The 14,059-nt window shown below is 58.6% G+C and carries 14 protein-coding genes and 1 pseudogene; 11 read left to right on the forward strand and 4 right to left on the reverse strand.

What is annotated here, in order from left to right; translation table 11 throughout:
- Nucleotides 1-137: 137 nt before the first annotated feature.
- From ACVIYL_RS01075 to ACVIYL_RS01100, 6 genes are all read left to right on the forward strand, one after another.
- Nucleotides 138-371, forward strand: a complete 234-nt coding sequence (locus tag ACVIYL_RS01075) for a nodulation protein NopA (protein ID WP_456777504.1) — start codon at nt 138-140, stop codon at nt 369-371.
- Nucleotides 372-488: 117 nt separating this feature from the next.
- Nucleotides 489-1,379 (forward strand): SctD/MshK family protein, encoded by an 891-nt coding sequence (locus ACVIYL_RS01080; protein WP_456777505.1) that lies wholly within the window; start codon nt 489-491, stop codon nt 1,377-1,379.
- Nucleotides 1,380-1,412: 33 nt separating this feature from the next.
- Entirely contained in the window at nt 1,413-1,952 is a 540-nt protein-coding gene (locus ACVIYL_RS01085) for a hypothetical protein (protein ID WP_456777506.1), read from the forward strand.
- Between the two features lie 2 nt (nt 1,953-1,954).
- Complete coding sequence (locus ACVIYL_RS01090; protein WP_456777507.1) at nt 1,955-2,380, forward strand: histidine kinase; 426 nt, start codon at nt 1,955-1,957, stop codon at nt 2,378-2,380.
- 8 nt (nt 2,381-2,388) lie between these two features.
- Complete coding sequence (gene sctV, locus ACVIYL_RS01095; protein WP_456777508.1) at nt 2,389-4,506, forward strand: type III secretion system export apparatus subunit SctV; 2,118 nt, start codon at nt 2,389-2,391, stop codon at nt 4,504-4,506.
- Nucleotides 4,507-4,535: 29 nt separating this feature from the next.
- Nucleotides 4,536-5,126, forward strand: a complete 591-nt coding sequence (locus tag ACVIYL_RS01100; RefSeq protein ID WP_456777509.1) for a tetratricopeptide repeat protein — start codon at nt 4,536-4,538, stop codon at nt 5,124-5,126.
- A gap of 275 nt (nt 5,127-5,401) precedes the next feature.
- Here ACVIYL_RS01100 and ACVIYL_RS01105 read toward each other — a convergent pair whose 3' ends face one another.
- The gene (locus tag ACVIYL_RS01105; protein WP_310885430.1) at nt 5,402-5,584 is read right to left on the reverse strand and encodes a hypothetical protein; all 183 of its coding nucleotides are present in this window, start codon (nt 5,582-5,584) and stop codon (nt 5,402-5,404) included.
- Between the two features lie 805 nt (nt 5,585-6,389).
- Here ACVIYL_RS01105 and ACVIYL_RS01110 point away from each other — a divergent pair.
- The 3 genes from ACVIYL_RS01110 (at nt 6,390) to ACVIYL_RS01120 (ending at nt 10,318) form a co-directional block, all read left to right on the forward strand.
- The gene (locus tag ACVIYL_RS01110; protein WP_456777510.1) at nt 6,390-7,100 is read left to right on the forward strand and encodes a hypothetical protein; all 711 of its coding nucleotides are present in this window, start codon (nt 6,390-6,392) and stop codon (nt 7,098-7,100) included.
- A gap of 327 nt (nt 7,101-7,427) precedes the next feature.
- Nucleotides 7,428-8,888 (forward strand): M16 family metallopeptidase, encoded by a 1,461-nt coding sequence (locus ACVIYL_RS01115; RefSeq protein WP_456777511.1) that lies wholly within the window; start codon nt 7,428-7,430, stop codon nt 8,886-8,888.
- Entirely contained in the window at nt 8,885-10,318 is a 1,434-nt protein-coding gene (locus ACVIYL_RS01120; protein WP_375167040.1) for a M16 family metallopeptidase, read from the forward strand. The genes ACVIYL_RS01115 and ACVIYL_RS01120 overlap by 4 nt, the downstream gene beginning before the upstream one ends.
- A 527-nt stretch (nt 10,319-10,845) precedes the next feature.
- Here ACVIYL_RS01120 and ACVIYL_RS01125 read toward each other — a convergent pair.
- Both ACVIYL_RS01125 and ACVIYL_RS01130 read right to left on the reverse strand, forming a co-directional pair.
- Nucleotides 10,846-11,001: a helix-turn-helix domain-containing protein gene (locus ACVIYL_RS01125; RefSeq protein ID WP_152977411.1), complete on the reverse strand. Its 156-nt coding sequence runs from the start codon at nt 10,999-11,001 to the stop codon at nt 10,846-10,848.
- A 19-nt stretch (nt 11,002-11,020) separates the two neighbouring features.
- Nucleotides 11,021-11,281 carry a hypothetical protein gene (locus tag ACVIYL_RS01130; RefSeq protein WP_456777512.1) on the reverse strand — a complete coding sequence of 87 codons (261 nt, stop codon included), beginning with the start codon at nt 11,279-11,281 and terminating at the stop codon, nt 11,021-11,023.
- A 443-nt stretch (nt 11,282-11,724) separates the two neighbouring features.
- Here ACVIYL_RS01130 and ACVIYL_RS01135 point away from each other — a divergent pair, with 443 nt between their 5' ends.
- Nucleotides 11,725-12,474: a P-loop NTPase family protein gene (locus ACVIYL_RS01135; RefSeq protein WP_310879783.1), complete on the forward strand. Its 750-nt coding sequence runs from the start codon at nt 11,725-11,727 to the stop codon at nt 12,472-12,474.
- A gap of 60 nt (nt 12,475-12,534) precedes the next feature.
- Nucleotides 12,535-13,254, forward strand: coding sequence for a hypothetical protein (locus ACVIYL_RS01140; RefSeq protein WP_456777513.1), 720 nt, complete (start codon nt 12,535-12,537; stop codon nt 13,252-13,254).
- Between the two features lie 27 nt (nt 13,255-13,281).
- On the opposite strand, the pseudogene ACVIYL_RS01145 reads toward ACVIYL_RS01140, so the two are convergent.
- A pseudogene (locus tag ACVIYL_RS01145) lies at nt 13,282-13,910 on the reverse strand (IS5/IS1182 family transposase); the annotation flags it as partial.
- Nucleotides 13,911-14,059: the final 149 nt, after the last annotated feature.

Consider the following 14,059-nt stretch of genomic DNA (forward strand, 5'->3'; position numbering starts at 1 on the left):
ATTTGTAAGTAGTGAAATGGGTCGTTTCGACGACGCCATGGCCGAGACAGAGCAGGATTCCTGACCTCGCATGTTGCGGCGTCAGGAAAATCGGAGCCGCAAGGCGCGGCAATGTTCGAATGAACAGGAGAAACAGTATGAATGATAAGGTTGGTGCTTCTCATACCTCGACCGCGGGTGGCGCAGGTGGTACCGCTGCTGCAGCCGCTGGTTCCGCCGCTGCTGAAGCTGCGGGAGAAGCGGCATTCAACAGGCAACTCGCCGCCCTGACTGCCAGCAGCACGAAGGCTGCTGAAAGGGATGTAGAAGTTCGCGTCGTCTCGACAGAGCTTTCGACCGTCAAGAAGGCGGCCGACGAGCGGGTGCAGTAACGGATGAAGCGGGACGGCGTTATATCCTCCCGCTTTTGCCGGCCGCAATGATCTGTGAAGTCGCAACGGGCCGTACGGCTTTGCCGTACGGCCTCGTTCTTCGTTCAGGAGGCGACCGTGAATGAATCAGCTTCCCCGCTTTTCGAAGTGTTGTCGGGGTGTTATTCTGGGCTGACCGGCAAAGCGGGGGGCGGCTCGTGCTTGATTGGCAGCAGCCTCGATGCTGATCTGGTCTTCATCGAGCAAGGCCTCGAACCGCACCATCTTCGCGTCAGCAGGCATGTCAGCTCGATCGAGATCGAGGCCCTTGCCGCGGACGTCGCGATCGAAGGCCGCGACCCTATTGCGCCAAATGAGACCGTTGTTGTCCCTCTTCCTGCCGTCATCCATATGGGCGCGATGTCCATTCGCTGGTCGATCGAAGGCTCTCAACAAGCCGGCTCTACCGGCCGCTGGCATGTACCGATTGCCGCGCTCGCCTTGGTCCTGATCAGCTCTGCCGCAGTTGGCACCGTCTCAACGAGCCTTGTCCAGTCCGACGGCGCCGCAGCACTGAGCGCTTCGTCCCCCGCCACGGACATTGGCCCCAAAGTCGCGCTCGCCGCCCCTGATGCTCCGGCCACCGACGCAGCTGCTCAACGGCTGCAAGGGGAAGTTGATGCAGCGGGCCTGCTCGGTATCAAAGTCGGCTATGGGCCGGGCGTTGTGACCGCCGATGGCACCATTACGCCTGCCTCGCTCGCTAAATGGCGGGAAGTCCAGCAGCGGTTCGATGTCCACAGCAATGGTGCTTATACGCTCGTCAGCGCGGTCGCCATCAAGGAGGAGAAGACGCCCCCCGCGATTGCCGTCCAGGCAGTTTGGCGCGGAAACGACCCTTATCTGGTCATTGCTGGTCAAAAGTATTTCGTGGGTGCGCTCCTGAGCAATGGATGGACCGTAAAGGAGATCGAAGACGGACGTGTGCTGCTGACACGCAACGGCCAGCTTGCTGCTCTGTCCTATTAGAGTTTTAGTCCGCGGGCAACGAAGGAACGTTTCATGACTAGGCTGCCGCAGCGGTCCGTAGAGCCTGGCACCGCCTTTCAGGGAATCAACAACGAGCATCATGCACCTGTCATCGCCCCGGCCACACCTCAGGCCAGCAGCCTCGGCATCGACAAGGTCCATGGAAATGGCGGCAATGGTCACACGTCAGTTGTTCAAGACCGCGAAGCGCAGGAGCGGTTGGCTGCCAACACGATCGATAACGCGCGCGAACTCAAGTCAATCGATCCAATCTCGCGGATCAATCCCACCGATGCCACCGAACACGCAGGTAAGATCGAAACGAGTTCGGAACTTGTCTGGCTGAACGGCCCCAATCTCGCAGATAGCCTGCTCTCCTTCGTCACGCCCCGCCTGCGTCATTCGCATGTTGTGCGTCCAGAGCAACACGGCCTTCTCCTCGAGCGGCTGGCTGATGCGCTGTCAGCCGCGCCAGAGGGCTCGGTGGCACGCGAAGGGGCCGCGCTTCTGCAGCTAGAGCTGCGGCGCTTAATCCTGCTTCGGCAGAATCACAACGGCTTGATCCAAGGCTAGCAATGCCAGATCCGCGCGGAGTGCAACACTTCACACCTGCCCAGTCGTCGCATGTTTCCAAAACCGATGGGGTGGTGCCGATCTCTGGGCCCGAGCGCGATTTGCTCTGCGCGCTTTCCTATGTCCACCTTGCGTGCGGGCAGAGCGCACACAGTCTGGCTCTTTTACGGCCCGTCGTTCACGAACGTTCTCAAGACGTCGAGCTGCTTCGTATCCTCGCCTATGCTCTCATCTCAGAGCGCCTCGGCGAGGAAGCGCTATCGGTACTGGACAGGCTGGACGTGCTTGATGATCAGCCATCGTCGCGCCTGCCATTGCTGCTGCTGCGCAGCCATGCTCTGCGTCAGGCTGGCCGCATGGTCGAGGCGCAGGCCACTTTCAAGCGCTATGTTTCATTGCGGGGCAGCACGGCTCCGGTCAAACAATAAGGCTTTGCATGGCCAGGCACCTACGAAATCTCGTCGCCCGCGCGCCGTCTCACCCGGATTTGATGGTCGCGTTGATGCTGCTTCTGGCGATCGGAATGATGATCATGCCGATCCCAATCGTGGTGCTCGATATGCTGATCGGCTTCAATCTTGGCTTTGCCATATTGCTGCTGATGGTCGCCCTTTATCTCAATACGCCGCTCGACTTTTCGTCGCTGCCGGGCGTCATCCTTATCTCCACCGTCTTTCGTCTAGCCCTTACCGTTGCAACGACGCGGCTGATACTCGCCGAAGGCGATGCCGGCAGCATCATCCATACGTTTGGCGATTTCGTCATATCGGGCAACATCGCCGTCGGAATTGTCATATTCCTCATCGTGACCATGGTGCAGTTCATGGTTCTCGCTAAGGGTGCCGAACGCGTCGCAGAGGTGTCGGCGCGCTTCACGCTCGACGCCCTGCCTGGCAAGCAGATGGCTATCGACGCGGAGCTGCGCAACGGCCACATCGATCAGCACGAAGCCCGCAGCCGGCGCAGCGCGCTGGAGCGAGAAAGCCAACTTCACGGGGCCATGGACGGCGCTATGAAATTCGTGAAGGGTGATGCCGTCGCCGGCCTCATCGTCATCTGCATCAACATGCTGGGCGGCATCACGATCGGTTCGCTTTCGAAGGGCATGTCCCTTGAGGAGGCGATGCATCAATATACCATCCTGACTATAGGCGATGCGCTCATTTCGCAGATTCCGGCCTTGCTGCTCTCAATTACAGCCGCGACCATCGTCACTCGCGTCAACGGTCCCTCCAGGCTTAATCTTGGCGCCGATATCGTCAACCAGCTTACTGCCAGCACACAAGCGCTACGGCTGGCCGCCTGCGTCCTCGTTGTGATGGGGCTTGTTCCCGGCTTCCCCTTGCCACCCTTCGTCATTCTGGCCGCACTCTTCTGTGCGGCGAGCTTTCTCAAGGTTGGTATGCAGGATGGCAAAGCGGACATCAAGACAGGCGCCAGTTCGACCGGTTCGGCTCCCACTTCCGCGCAGGGTCAGAAGCAAACCGTGCCTGCGGAAGCACTTCCGATCACGCTCCTGCTAGCACCGAACCTGACACAAGCGATCGACAAAGCAGACCTCGAGCAGGGCATCGGACGGGTTTCGGCACTGGTCTCATCTGATCTTGGCATCACAATTCCACGCATTCCAACCAAGGTCGACCAGCAGTTGGCGGATTCGCAATTCAGGGTGGATGTCGAGGGAGTGCCCGTCGAAGCGGACAGCCTTAATCCGACACAACTCTTGCTCAACGACGACGCCGTAAACATTGAATTGAGCGGAATCCCCTTTCGGCAGGACCCAGACACGAACCGGATCTGGATCGAACAAGCTCATGCTCCTGCTCTCAAAGCAGCCGGAATAGGCTATCACCGTGCAAGCGATGTGATCGCTTTGCGGGTCCAGTCGACGTTGAGGCGCTATGCCAAACGCTTAGTCGGCATTCAGGAAACCCGTCAGCTGCTTGGCCGGATGGAGCAAGAATATGCTGATCTCGTGAAGGAGGTGCTACGCACGACGCCGATTCCCCGCATCGCGGACGTCCTGCGCCGTTTGCTGGATGAGGGCATCCCGATCCGCAACACTCGCCTAGTCCTGGAGGCGCTCGCAGAATGGAGCGAACGGGAGCAGAATGCCGTGCTGCTGACCGAATATGTCCGCTCCGGTCTGAAACGGCAGATCTGTCATCGCTATGCCAACGCCCATCGTGTTGTCGCTGCCTTCATCGTCGAGCGCGAAACCGAGGATATCGTGCGTGGTGCCGTGCGCGAAACCGCTGTCGGTCCCTATCTCGTTTTGGAGGATCGGCAAAGTGAGATGCTGCTTTCACAATTCCATCAGATCCATGCGAGCCTCGCGCGGAGTCAGAGCCAGCCAGTCATTCTTGGCTCGATGGATATCCGGCGTTTCGTCCGCGGCTTCCTCACCCGCAACGGGATCGATCTGCCAGTTCTCTCGTATCAGGATCTTGCCGCGGACTTCACGGTCCAGCCGATTGGCTCCGTCAAGCTTTCCGCGGGCAAGGACAAGACCTCCACAGGAGAGCATCGCGATCTCCTCCGTGCGGCCGGCTGACGAGTAAAGCTGTGGGCGTGAGATAACCCATGAAATCATATGAAATTGACGTTCTGCGGTGCCGGCGCAGCTTTCGTCCGCACTCGTGCTCAGCCATTCTCCCAATTCTCGCCGTTTTGCTGCTCGCAGGCTGCGCTAACTTAGACCACCCGGGCCTTTCATCACAGCAGACGCCCACAGCAGAGTTGGTTGGCGTTACGGAGATCGATCCCGCTATGCGAGAGCGCATCGCTCACGCCCTCGTTCGGGACGCTGACGCGCAGCACTTGTGCGATGCGCTGAAGCAAAGACCGGGCAACACCGATGCGGCGATTCCTCTTGCGCGGGCACTGCTGGCTCGTAAATGCCCGGGCGAGGCGATTGAGGTGCTTGATAGCGTCTTGTTGGCGTCACCCGGCGACCTGCGCGCACTGAACGCCAAAGCCGTCGTCCTCGATCACCAGGGCCGCCACCGGGAGGCCCAAGCGCTGTACCGCCAAGCTCTCGCAGCCGAACCGGCAAATCCGATGTTGCGCAACAATCTCACGCTATCGCTCGCACTTGACGGCAAGACAGAGCCAGAGAACGCCAAGCCCCAATCGCAGTGGGACGGCCGACAGGCATTGGCCCGATCGAGATAGACCAGCGACTAAGAGCGAACCACAAATGCTTGATGCTTGCCTGACGGTTGACTATTCGCCGCGATGCTCGAGGACCGCTTTCCTGGGAAATGATGTCTTTGGTGGAATGGGAATCGTCACGTATATCCGCATCAGTGACTCATCACGCATCGTTCCTCGACTGTTTCCGAGGCCATACTCGCCGATGGGCACGTTATCTGCTCAGAAGGCAAAGTATGTTCGACTCGTGTCGGGCGCGCCATCATTATGAGATTTTTGGCTGCCGAGCGAATCCATCAGGTAAGCACGCGCGAACTCATAAAATGTCTCTCGAGCTCCGCAATTGCCCGTTCCTCCCACTCCGCGGCTTGCGCCAGCAATGAGCACTCTTGGATTGGCCGAAATGCCGCGGTCTGACGGCACAGCGAAGCTATCGCGCGATAGCGGCGCACGTTTTCCATAACGGCCACTCCTGTCATGTCTGATCTCTCCACCTGCTGTTCGAGGCGAGAGCTTGGTGCAGAACTGTTTTTGATCCGTTAGCGGTCAGCGCAGAAAGCGCAAATGGTTGGCAAAACCTTGCTAGCCCGATGTCCTATGATGAGCTCCTCCCCGCGGGAAATCAAACCAGCCTTGTATATCAAGATGCTTCGGCACTTCGTCTGACTATGCACTGTCGAGCGGGACGTGAAGGCGCGCTCAGGCGCACTATGCCAGCCCGAAACGTCGGCGGGCCATCGTGGATGTCCGCGCCGCGCTGCCTAGGCGTGTCACGCCGGCGGCAGGAGAATTAGATTGCCTGCCTCCTACGGCTACACGGAAGCCGAGGACCACTTGACCTTAGATTATAATCTGCCTTGGCAGCGTCATCAAAGATCTCGCGCGAAACGATCGGAATGGCTCCTCCGCAGACGGAATCTGCTAAGTGCCACCCGCCGACGCGCAATCCTTGCCCGCACGTCGCTCGAGCGTGAGGCCCATCGCTGCGGCCGCTCACCTGGTTCGCAGATTTGCTCGTGCAACTTCGTCCCGTAGCAAAACGTGTCCTGACTGGAGACCGGTAATTAAAAGCATTCCTGGCTTGGCCGCTTGAGCACCGCGAACCTCTGTGCTGCGCCGTTCACGACACTTTACGCCGGGCCGAACTGTTTGTGGCGCAGGCACTAGCATCCCACCGAAATAAGGAGGTGACAGCACGTTTTGTTTGAACAAGTATCCTATGCGACTGTTCGAAAGATAGTTTGTAGCCAGAGCGCTCGCACCGCTCGCGACCAGGGGACTCGGATGATCACGCCGGTTCGACGGAACTGGAGTCCAAAAGAATTATTCAATGGTCTTACGCCTGCGATGTTCACCGCCGAACCATCGGCCGTACGCGCACGTTGGGAGAAATTGTGGCCTGATCTGTACACGGAATATGACGCCCGATATTTGAAGCAAGAATTGGCGACCCGAAATCTAGTCGTTACCGATGAAGCTGCGGCATTTCTCAACGCCTGGGCGATCGATGAAGAGCGCCACACCGATGGCTTCATCCGCATCATTGAACTTGTCGCTAATGAATCCGAAAAGGATCTTCGGGAGAGATTGGACGCTCGACCGCATGATTTTGGTCCGATCATTGAACACCTGAAGGACGAATTCTCCCTAATGGTTATGATCGCATTTGATGAGATGTGCACTTGCCGCGCCTACGCAGCAGAAAAGCCGTTTTATGACGGTCTTGGGAACAAGACGTTCCATCTTTGGCTGCGAGAGGTAATTGCCGACGAGGCGGTTCATTCGATGAATGCTGTTAACGTTATTCGCGCGCGCTATCGCGACCGCATTGGCCAAGTCGGCCCAATCCTCGACAACCTAATCCGCGCGAGCGATAATCTACGCTATTGTGGCACCTTCGTCCTGGATTACTTTGGCACAGTGTACTCCAAGGAGCTGCTCGCCAACTCTCGTCTCGCGACCATGAGAAATATTGCCAAGCCACTCACGGTGTAGAGCGAGACTGTAACAGCGAGCCCTACGAAACTTGATTAGCCGCCATATCGCGGCTCAATCCGTCCTTCCCTGTAAGTTGCCAGATGGCGAACACTGTGCGCTTCGTGCGCAATGTCGTGTTCACGACATGCCGGCTGTCGACCTTTGGCAGAACATGCACGTCGGTTCTGTTTTGCGCCCGCTTGGCGCGCCGTTCGTCCGTGCGCGTGCCATCGGGCAATTGGCCCGGCCTTTGCTCCGTTACTTGCCAAACGGTGTGCAGCTGCCCGCTTTGTCAGTCTGTCCGCGCCACGGAACGTGACTCTCGATGGATCGAAAGGCGATGCGATGAAGAACCGGATTTCGGTCACTGCCACGGCGCAAGATATCGCCACTGGCGCCATAGATTCGATGAGGCGTACCGCCCTGGCGGTCGAACACAGAACGGATGATAGCACGGATCGTAACCTATACTTTCTTGCGGAGGAGAGCGTCTTTGCCCAGGACACGATCAGGTCGGATCGACCAGCTAGCTTCGCGCTTCAGAACGGCCTGCAGGTGGTGGTAATCCCGGATCATCGGATACCCGTTGTAACTCAGATGATCTGGTATAAGGTCGGTTCCGCCGACGAGCCGGCGGGCAAATCGGGGCTGGCGCATTTCCTCGAACACCTGATGTTCAAGGGCACCACCAAACATCCGTCGGGTGAGTTTTCCCAGACCGTGTTGCGCGTCGGCGGCTACCGAAATGCCTTCACCGGGAAGGACTATACCAGCTATTACCAGCATGTGCCGCGCGAGCACCTCGGCAAGATGATGGAATTTGAAGCTGACTGCATGACTGGACTCATTCTCAAAGACGAGAATGTGCTGTCCGAGCGCGACGTCGTGCTCGAGGAACTCAATATGCGCGTCGCCAACGATCCAGGTGCGCGGCTCTTCGAGCAAATGATGGCAGCGCTTTACCTCAACCATCCCTACGGCCGGCCTGTGATCGGTTGGCGGCAGGAGATTGAAAAGCTCGACCGCGAGGACGCGCTCGCCTTCTACAAGGGCTTCTACGCGCCGAACAATGCCATCCTGATCATCGCGGGTGACGTCGAGGTCAGTGAGATCCGCCCGATGGTGGAGGAGAATTTTGGCGGCATCACCCCGCAGCCATCAATCCCCGCGGACCGCTTGCGACCGCAGGAGCCGACGCCGGCCGCGCCGCGCACCGTGACGCTGGCCGATCCCCTCGTCGAGCAACCTGCCTTGCACCGCTGTTATCTCGCACCGTCGGCTCACACCGCGGACGCCGGGGACAGTGCAGCGCTCGAGGCGCTCGAGAAACTGATGGGCAGTGGCGTCAACTCATATCTTTATCGCGCGCTGGTAAACGACAAGCAGCTCGCGGTCAGTGCCTCGGCGGGCTACCACGCTACCGCACTCGATCCCTCACAATTCTGGATTTCCGTCACACCAAAACCTGGCGTCGAGTTCGGCCAGATTGAGCGCGCGACCGACGAGGTGATCGCCGACATTGCGCATCATCCCGCGAGCACCGAAGATCTCGAGCGGGTCAAGACCCGGCTGATCGCGCAAGCAATCTACGCCCAGGACAATCACGAATTGCTCGCGAGCTGGTATGGCCGCGGCCTGGCGACGGGACTTTGCATCGACGATATCCGAGGTTGGCCGGACGGCATCCGCGCCGTCGGCGCCCAGCAGGTGCAGGAGGCCGCGCGGAAATGGCTCGACAAGAGACGCTCGGTGACCGGGTATCTCATCAAAGAGTCAGCGCCACAGCACCAGGAGAAGCTGCAGTGACGTATTCTTGTACACGACGTGAAGTTCTCCTCGGCGGAGCGTCGCTCTCAATCGCGATGCTCGCCTCTCCACCTTCGGTTGCCGCCATCACGACCAAGATCCGGCGTCTGGTCTCGTCTTGCGGCATAGAAGCCTGGTTCGTCCGAGATTCCACTGTCCCGTTGATCGCGATGGAATTCGCTTTCGGCGGCGGCGCGACCCAAGATCCCACCGACAAACCCGGGGTTGGCCACATGGTTGCTGGCCTGCTCAACGAAGGTTCCGGCGATCTCGACTTCAAGGCCTTTCATGAGCGACTCGACCGTCGTGCCATTGAGCTAAGCTTTGGATCGACCCACGATCACTTCTGTGGTGCCTTGCGCACCCTCGAGGACAACAGTGACGAGGCCTTCGACCTTTTACGGATGGCGCTAACCTCGCCCCGCTTCGACCCGACCGATGTCCAACGGATCCGTGCCAGCATGCTTGCGCGCCTTCGACATTACTCGACAGATCCATCGTCGCTCGCCGATCGCAAGTTCCTCGAGGTCGCCTTCAACGATCATCCTTATGCTCGCCCAGCCGCGGGCTCGATCGAAAGCTTGCCGAAGATCAAGGTCGCGGATCTCAAGAGCCATGTCCGACGCGTGATCGCAAGAGACACGCTCAAGATCGCGGTGGTTGGCAACGTCGATCCAGAAGTTCTCTGCAAGCTTCTCGACAAGACCTTTGGCGGCCTGCCCGCCAAGGCGGACTCGACGCCGGTACCCGACGTGGTCGCGGCAAAGCCGCCGCAGCGCGTGTTCATTCCGTTCGACGTGCCGCAGACAGTCGTGGCTTTCGGCGGTCCCGGCGTTCGCCGCAGCGAGCCCGATTTCATGGCCGCCTATGTCGTCAACCATATCCTCGGCGGTGCCGGTCTGAGGTCGCGGCTGTTCCGCGAAGTCCGCGAGAAGCGCGGGCTAGCCTATTTCGTACGCGAGCACCTGGTCTGGAGGGATCATTCGGCCATGTTTGTCGGCAAAAGCGGGACCCGAGCCGATCGCGCCGGCGAGACGGTCGAACAGATCGAGAAGCAAGCCCGCCACATCGCCGAGGCAGGGCCCACCCAGCAGGAACTCGATGACGCAAAGTCTTGCCTGAAAGGCTCGCAGATGCTGGCGCTCAACTCATCATCGAAGCTTGCGCGAACACTGCTGCAGCATCAGCTTGACAAGCTCCCGATCGACTATTTCCAAAAGCACAACGCCGTCGTCGATTCCGTGACGTTGGAGGACGCCAAGAGGGTCGCGCAGCGGCTGTGGGGCCAGGGTCTACTCACCGTTATTGTCGGCCGCGCCCCGCTGGGCGCAGACCGGTCGTCCCCTGTCCCATCGGCCACGACGCCCCCGCCACACGTCGACCAGCTAAGCGCCACGCCATCACCCACCTTACCGGGAGAACCAAATTAGCTTTTGGGCAGCTCGGCGTCGTAGCCACAAGGCTCGCTCTCCACTTCTCCTTCCGGTGGAGAACTGGCACTTGGCTACCCTGGGGGATCCGGCTCAAACTCGCGGACCAACGGCTGGGCAACACAAATGACCGCTCGCCGATTGCCTTGTTGCTAATCTTTCACCTTCTGGCTCAAGCAGCGATCCGCGGCACCCGGAAGTCTTCATAGCTATAAATTGCTCCTTTTGGAGGATTCCGGGACGAAGAAGCAGGAGCTATGAGGTCGACGCTTCCCGTTTCCGATCCTTACTCGATCTGATGCGGTAAACTCTGCCTTTAGGCGCCTTACAGTTGTGCTCAGCTAGTGCTACCGTCGAGGACTGGCGATATGTACCGTGGCGCCAGCGATGCACAGATCACCCGGTGCACGTCGTCTAGGGTACGCCGTGAAAGACTCCTCACGCCGGGCGCGCGCGAGACTGGCACCCCTAGAGACACTCAAGCTGCTTCACACCCTTGCGCCAGCGTACGCTCCACGGCGACCGGATCACGATCGATAATCGTCAGATAGGCGCGCGGTCTGATCGGGAGCATATCGCCCTTGCTCCCAATCTCGCAGGCTGGCCAGCTTTACAGAGAAGCGCGGGGCACATTCCTCCTGCGTCAGTCCGACCTTCTTCCGAATTGCCTTCACATCGATCATTGTGCGGCATGATCTGGGGCTAACGCAACCCGAGCCCGCGAAGCTCTTCGCACTTACGACGCGTCAGGTCGCCGAGATCGAGCGCGGTGTAGCGAATCGGAGCTCCGAAACACTGCAAAAAATCGGGCGCGCGTTTGGCTTCCAGCTCGAGTTCTGCCGATCGCGCAGACCATGGCTCGACTCTTTCATTGCCATCTTCGAACTGACTAGCCACGGCACCTGTTGAAGACGACGGCCGCCATGATTGTCGAGTTAGACGTTTGATGATCGACCAGGTCATCACAGCCGCGCAACCCGACGGGCGGAAAGCGCCTGCGCACCCGCGCGACACCGCCTCGATCATGCTTCCACTAAGCCTACCATCTGACGTTACGTCAGATTCAAGTCATTTCATGCTGATCAATGACCAACAGAACTGTGCGGTTGATGGTGATCGCGATGGTCATCACCTGCGCGCAGCGGCTCTTTGACGAATTGCTCTTTCAGCTCTTCACAAACCTCACGTGAAGCACGATCACGGACGATTAGCTACTGTTCTCGACTGCATCGCCGTTGCAATAAAAAATCTCTAATGGCTCGACGTTGGAAAAACTCATCAGTTGCGCCGCTCCCGCATCGAAGATTCAATTACCCCTTCTTTCCGCCATGTTCACACCCAAAGCAGAGACTCGCCGTCTGCGCACTTCGCGCGCGGCAATAGCGAGTGTGTCTCAGGAGAATTCTATGGTGAAGCCAGTTGTGATTGTGGTGGGCGCAGACAAGGGAGGTGTCGGCAAGACGACCGTGTCACGAACGCTTCTGGACTACTTCAATGTCAATAACGTGCAAACACGCGCATTCGACACGGAGTCGCCGCGAGGAACGCTGAAGCGCTTCTATCCCGCAATCACAGAAATCGTCGATATGACGACGACTGCGGACCAGATGAAGATCTTCGATACCCTGAACTCAGGGCTGTCCGTCACTGTCATCGACGCTCGCGCCGGCTTACTATCCACAGCGTTGACCTCCTTGCGCGACATCGGCTTTTTGGATTCGGCGCGGTCCGGCCAGATCACCTTTGCCGTATTCCATATCCTGGGATCATCCATCGCTTCGCTGGACGAGATCGCCGAGACTGCGACCTTCATGGACGGCGCAAAGTACTATCTGGTCAAGAACTTCATCAACGACACTCAGTTCTTCCAGTGGGACCAGTCGACCTACAATTCCTATTTTCATCGCATCAAGCATGCGACCGAATTGACCATACCGAAGCTCAACGAGATGGCCTATGAGCAGGTCGAAGTCGCTTCTGTCCCATTCGTAGACTTCGTTGCAAACAAGGGGCGGAACGATGAGCCAGCGAACAACTCCTTCGTGCTGCGCGGCTATGTACGGCACTGGTTGGCTAATGTCTGGAGCGAATTTGATCGCATCAACTTGACGGAATTGGCCGGCGCCAAGTCAACGGCCCGGAGTGCCGAGAAGTAGTCGCATTATCGACGAGCGACGGGTTGAGCCCAAGCACGACGCGAGATTGATCTGCTGGCTATGTTAGCGACACCCATCTACATCATCTGCTCTCCTAGCCCGCAGGTCGGCAAAACTCTCCTCGCTCGCCTCGTGAGCGAGTACTTGCTGCTGAAGAATGGCACGGCGCTCTCCTTCGATGTCAATCTGAAGGAGCCGTCATTGCTCGATTACCTCCCCAACATCACGGAGACCGCAGATGTGATCGATACTTATGGCAAGATGCAGCTGATGGACCCGCTGATCATTCACGATCGGGTCGCCAAGGTGATCGACCTCGGCTTCCACGCCTTCGATGAATTTTTCAAGATGTGCGAGGAGATCGGCTTTATGAAAGAGGCTGCGCGCGGCCGTGTCGCGCCTATCATCCTCTTCGTTGCGGGCGCTGACCGCATTTCCTTTCGTGGCTATGAAATGCTGCGGCGGCAGATTCCTGCGGCGTCGCTGGTCACCGTCCACAATGAATTCGTGCTGTGCGGAGGATTACCTGAAGCAATGGATACAGAGCGGGTGCTTCGAATTCCCGCGCTGCCCCTGTTTCTAAAGAGATATATAGACCGACTTAGCTTTTCCTTTACCGGATATCTGCGCAACGAGAAGGACTGGTCTTCCGAGCTGCATCAGTGGATCCGACGAAATTACACCATGTTTCGCGATCTGGAATCGAACGTAATGCTGCGGGGACCTTATCGATCCCGGGCGACGAATATCGAGAGCCTACGGCGCACAAGGGTAACTTGAAGTTCCGGCTCGCCATCTATTTCGATGGATAGCCGCGCGACGCTTCATCTCGCGACGGATGGAGGCGGTGACGCGGCGGACCTGGCCCGAAATCCAGACCTTAAGCCGATGCGGGTGGTTGTGACCATGATGCCCCTTTGTCGCGTGGATGCGGCGAGTTTGTCGCGTCGATGCGGCGGGGCTCCATGCCGGTGAGCTTCTCCATGTCGGCAATGACGAGGCCGAGCGTGTGCCCGTCGAAGAGATTGCAATGCAATGCTTTGGCAAGGATGAGGAATTGTCTGCCCTTGAGACGTCAAGGGGTGGCGATACTGACCCTGCAGCCGAACTCGTAAGGAGCGCGGGCTTTGCCCTTGCCGTTGCGCTCGACCTCCGGCGCATGTAACGCATAGATATTTGGACCGCGCTAATGCTGATCCTGGCTGCGCACCCCGCTGCGTTAAACCGGAGCAGTGGGCCGAAGCGAGCTTCCAGAATTGTACCGTCACCGATCTTGCGGCGGATATCACGAATCCGGCCAAGCCGTGTCCGAAGGAGCTTGGCTGGCACCGGGCGCGCTTGAACTGACGAGCATGAGTATAGCGGTCGATCATGATGGCTGCGCGCTTAGCGAGGCGCAAATAGCTCTGGCGCACCGGCACACAAATGTGCTTGGCGCCACCCGCATGCGTCGTCGCGCGCTCTTGGCTGCTCGAGAACGACCGGACAACCTATCTAATCCTGATCGCTCATACGGCACCAAGTATGCGGAAGCCCCCCTGATTGCCTGGCTCCGCCTACCCAGATTGCCCCGCCGTAGTGACAC

The sequence above is a fragment of the Bradyrhizobium sp. USDA 3315 genome, from assembly GCF_054056795.1.

Excerpts from the sequence above, each read along its gene's own strand:
- ACVIYL_RS01100 (WP_456777509.1), top strand. The coding sequence starts at position 4,536 with ATGAAATCATATGAAATTGACGTTCTGCGGTGCCGGCGCAGCTTTCGT.
- ACVIYL_RS01085 (WP_456777506.1), top strand. The coding sequence starts at position 1,413 with ATGACTAGGCTGCCGCAGCGGTCCGTAGAGCCTGGCACCGCCTTTCAG.
- ACVIYL_RS01090 (WP_456777507.1), top strand. The coding sequence starts at position 1,955 with ATGCCAGATCCGCGCGGAGTGCAACACTTCACACCTGCCCAGTCGTCG.
- ACVIYL_RS01140 (WP_456777513.1), top strand. The coding sequence starts at position 12,535 with ATGTTAGCGACACCCATCTACATCATCTGCTCTCCTAGCCCGCAGGTC.
- ACVIYL_RS01135 (WP_310879783.1), top strand. The coding sequence starts at position 11,725 with ATGGTGAAGCCAGTTGTGATTGTGGTGGGCGCAGACAAGGGAGGTGTC.
- ACVIYL_RS01125 (WP_152977411.1), bottom strand. The coding sequence starts at position 11,001 with ATGATCGATGTGAAGGCAATTCGGAAGAAGGTCGGACTGACGCAGGAG.
- sctV (WP_456777508.1), top strand. The coding sequence starts at position 2,389 with ATGGCCAGGCACCTACGAAATCTCGTCGCCCGCGCGCCGTCTCACCCG.
- ACVIYL_RS01130 (WP_456777512.1), bottom strand. The coding sequence starts at position 11,281 with ATGACCTGGTCGATCATCAAACGTCTAACTCGACAATCATGGCGGCCG.
- ACVIYL_RS01110 (WP_456777510.1), top strand. The coding sequence starts at position 6,390 with ATGATCACGCCGGTTCGACGGAACTGGAGTCCAAAAGAATTATTCAAT.
- ACVIYL_RS01105 (WP_310885430.1), bottom strand. The coding sequence starts at position 5,584 with ATGACAGGAGTGGCCGTTATGGAAAACGTGCGCCGCTATCGCGCGATA.
- ACVIYL_RS01115 (WP_456777511.1), top strand. The coding sequence starts at position 7,428 with ATGAAGAACCGGATTTCGGTCACTGCCACGGCGCAAGATATCGCCACT.
- ACVIYL_RS01075 (WP_456777504.1), top strand. The coding sequence starts at position 138 with ATGAATGATAAGGTTGGTGCTTCTCATACCTCGACCGCGGGTGGCGCA.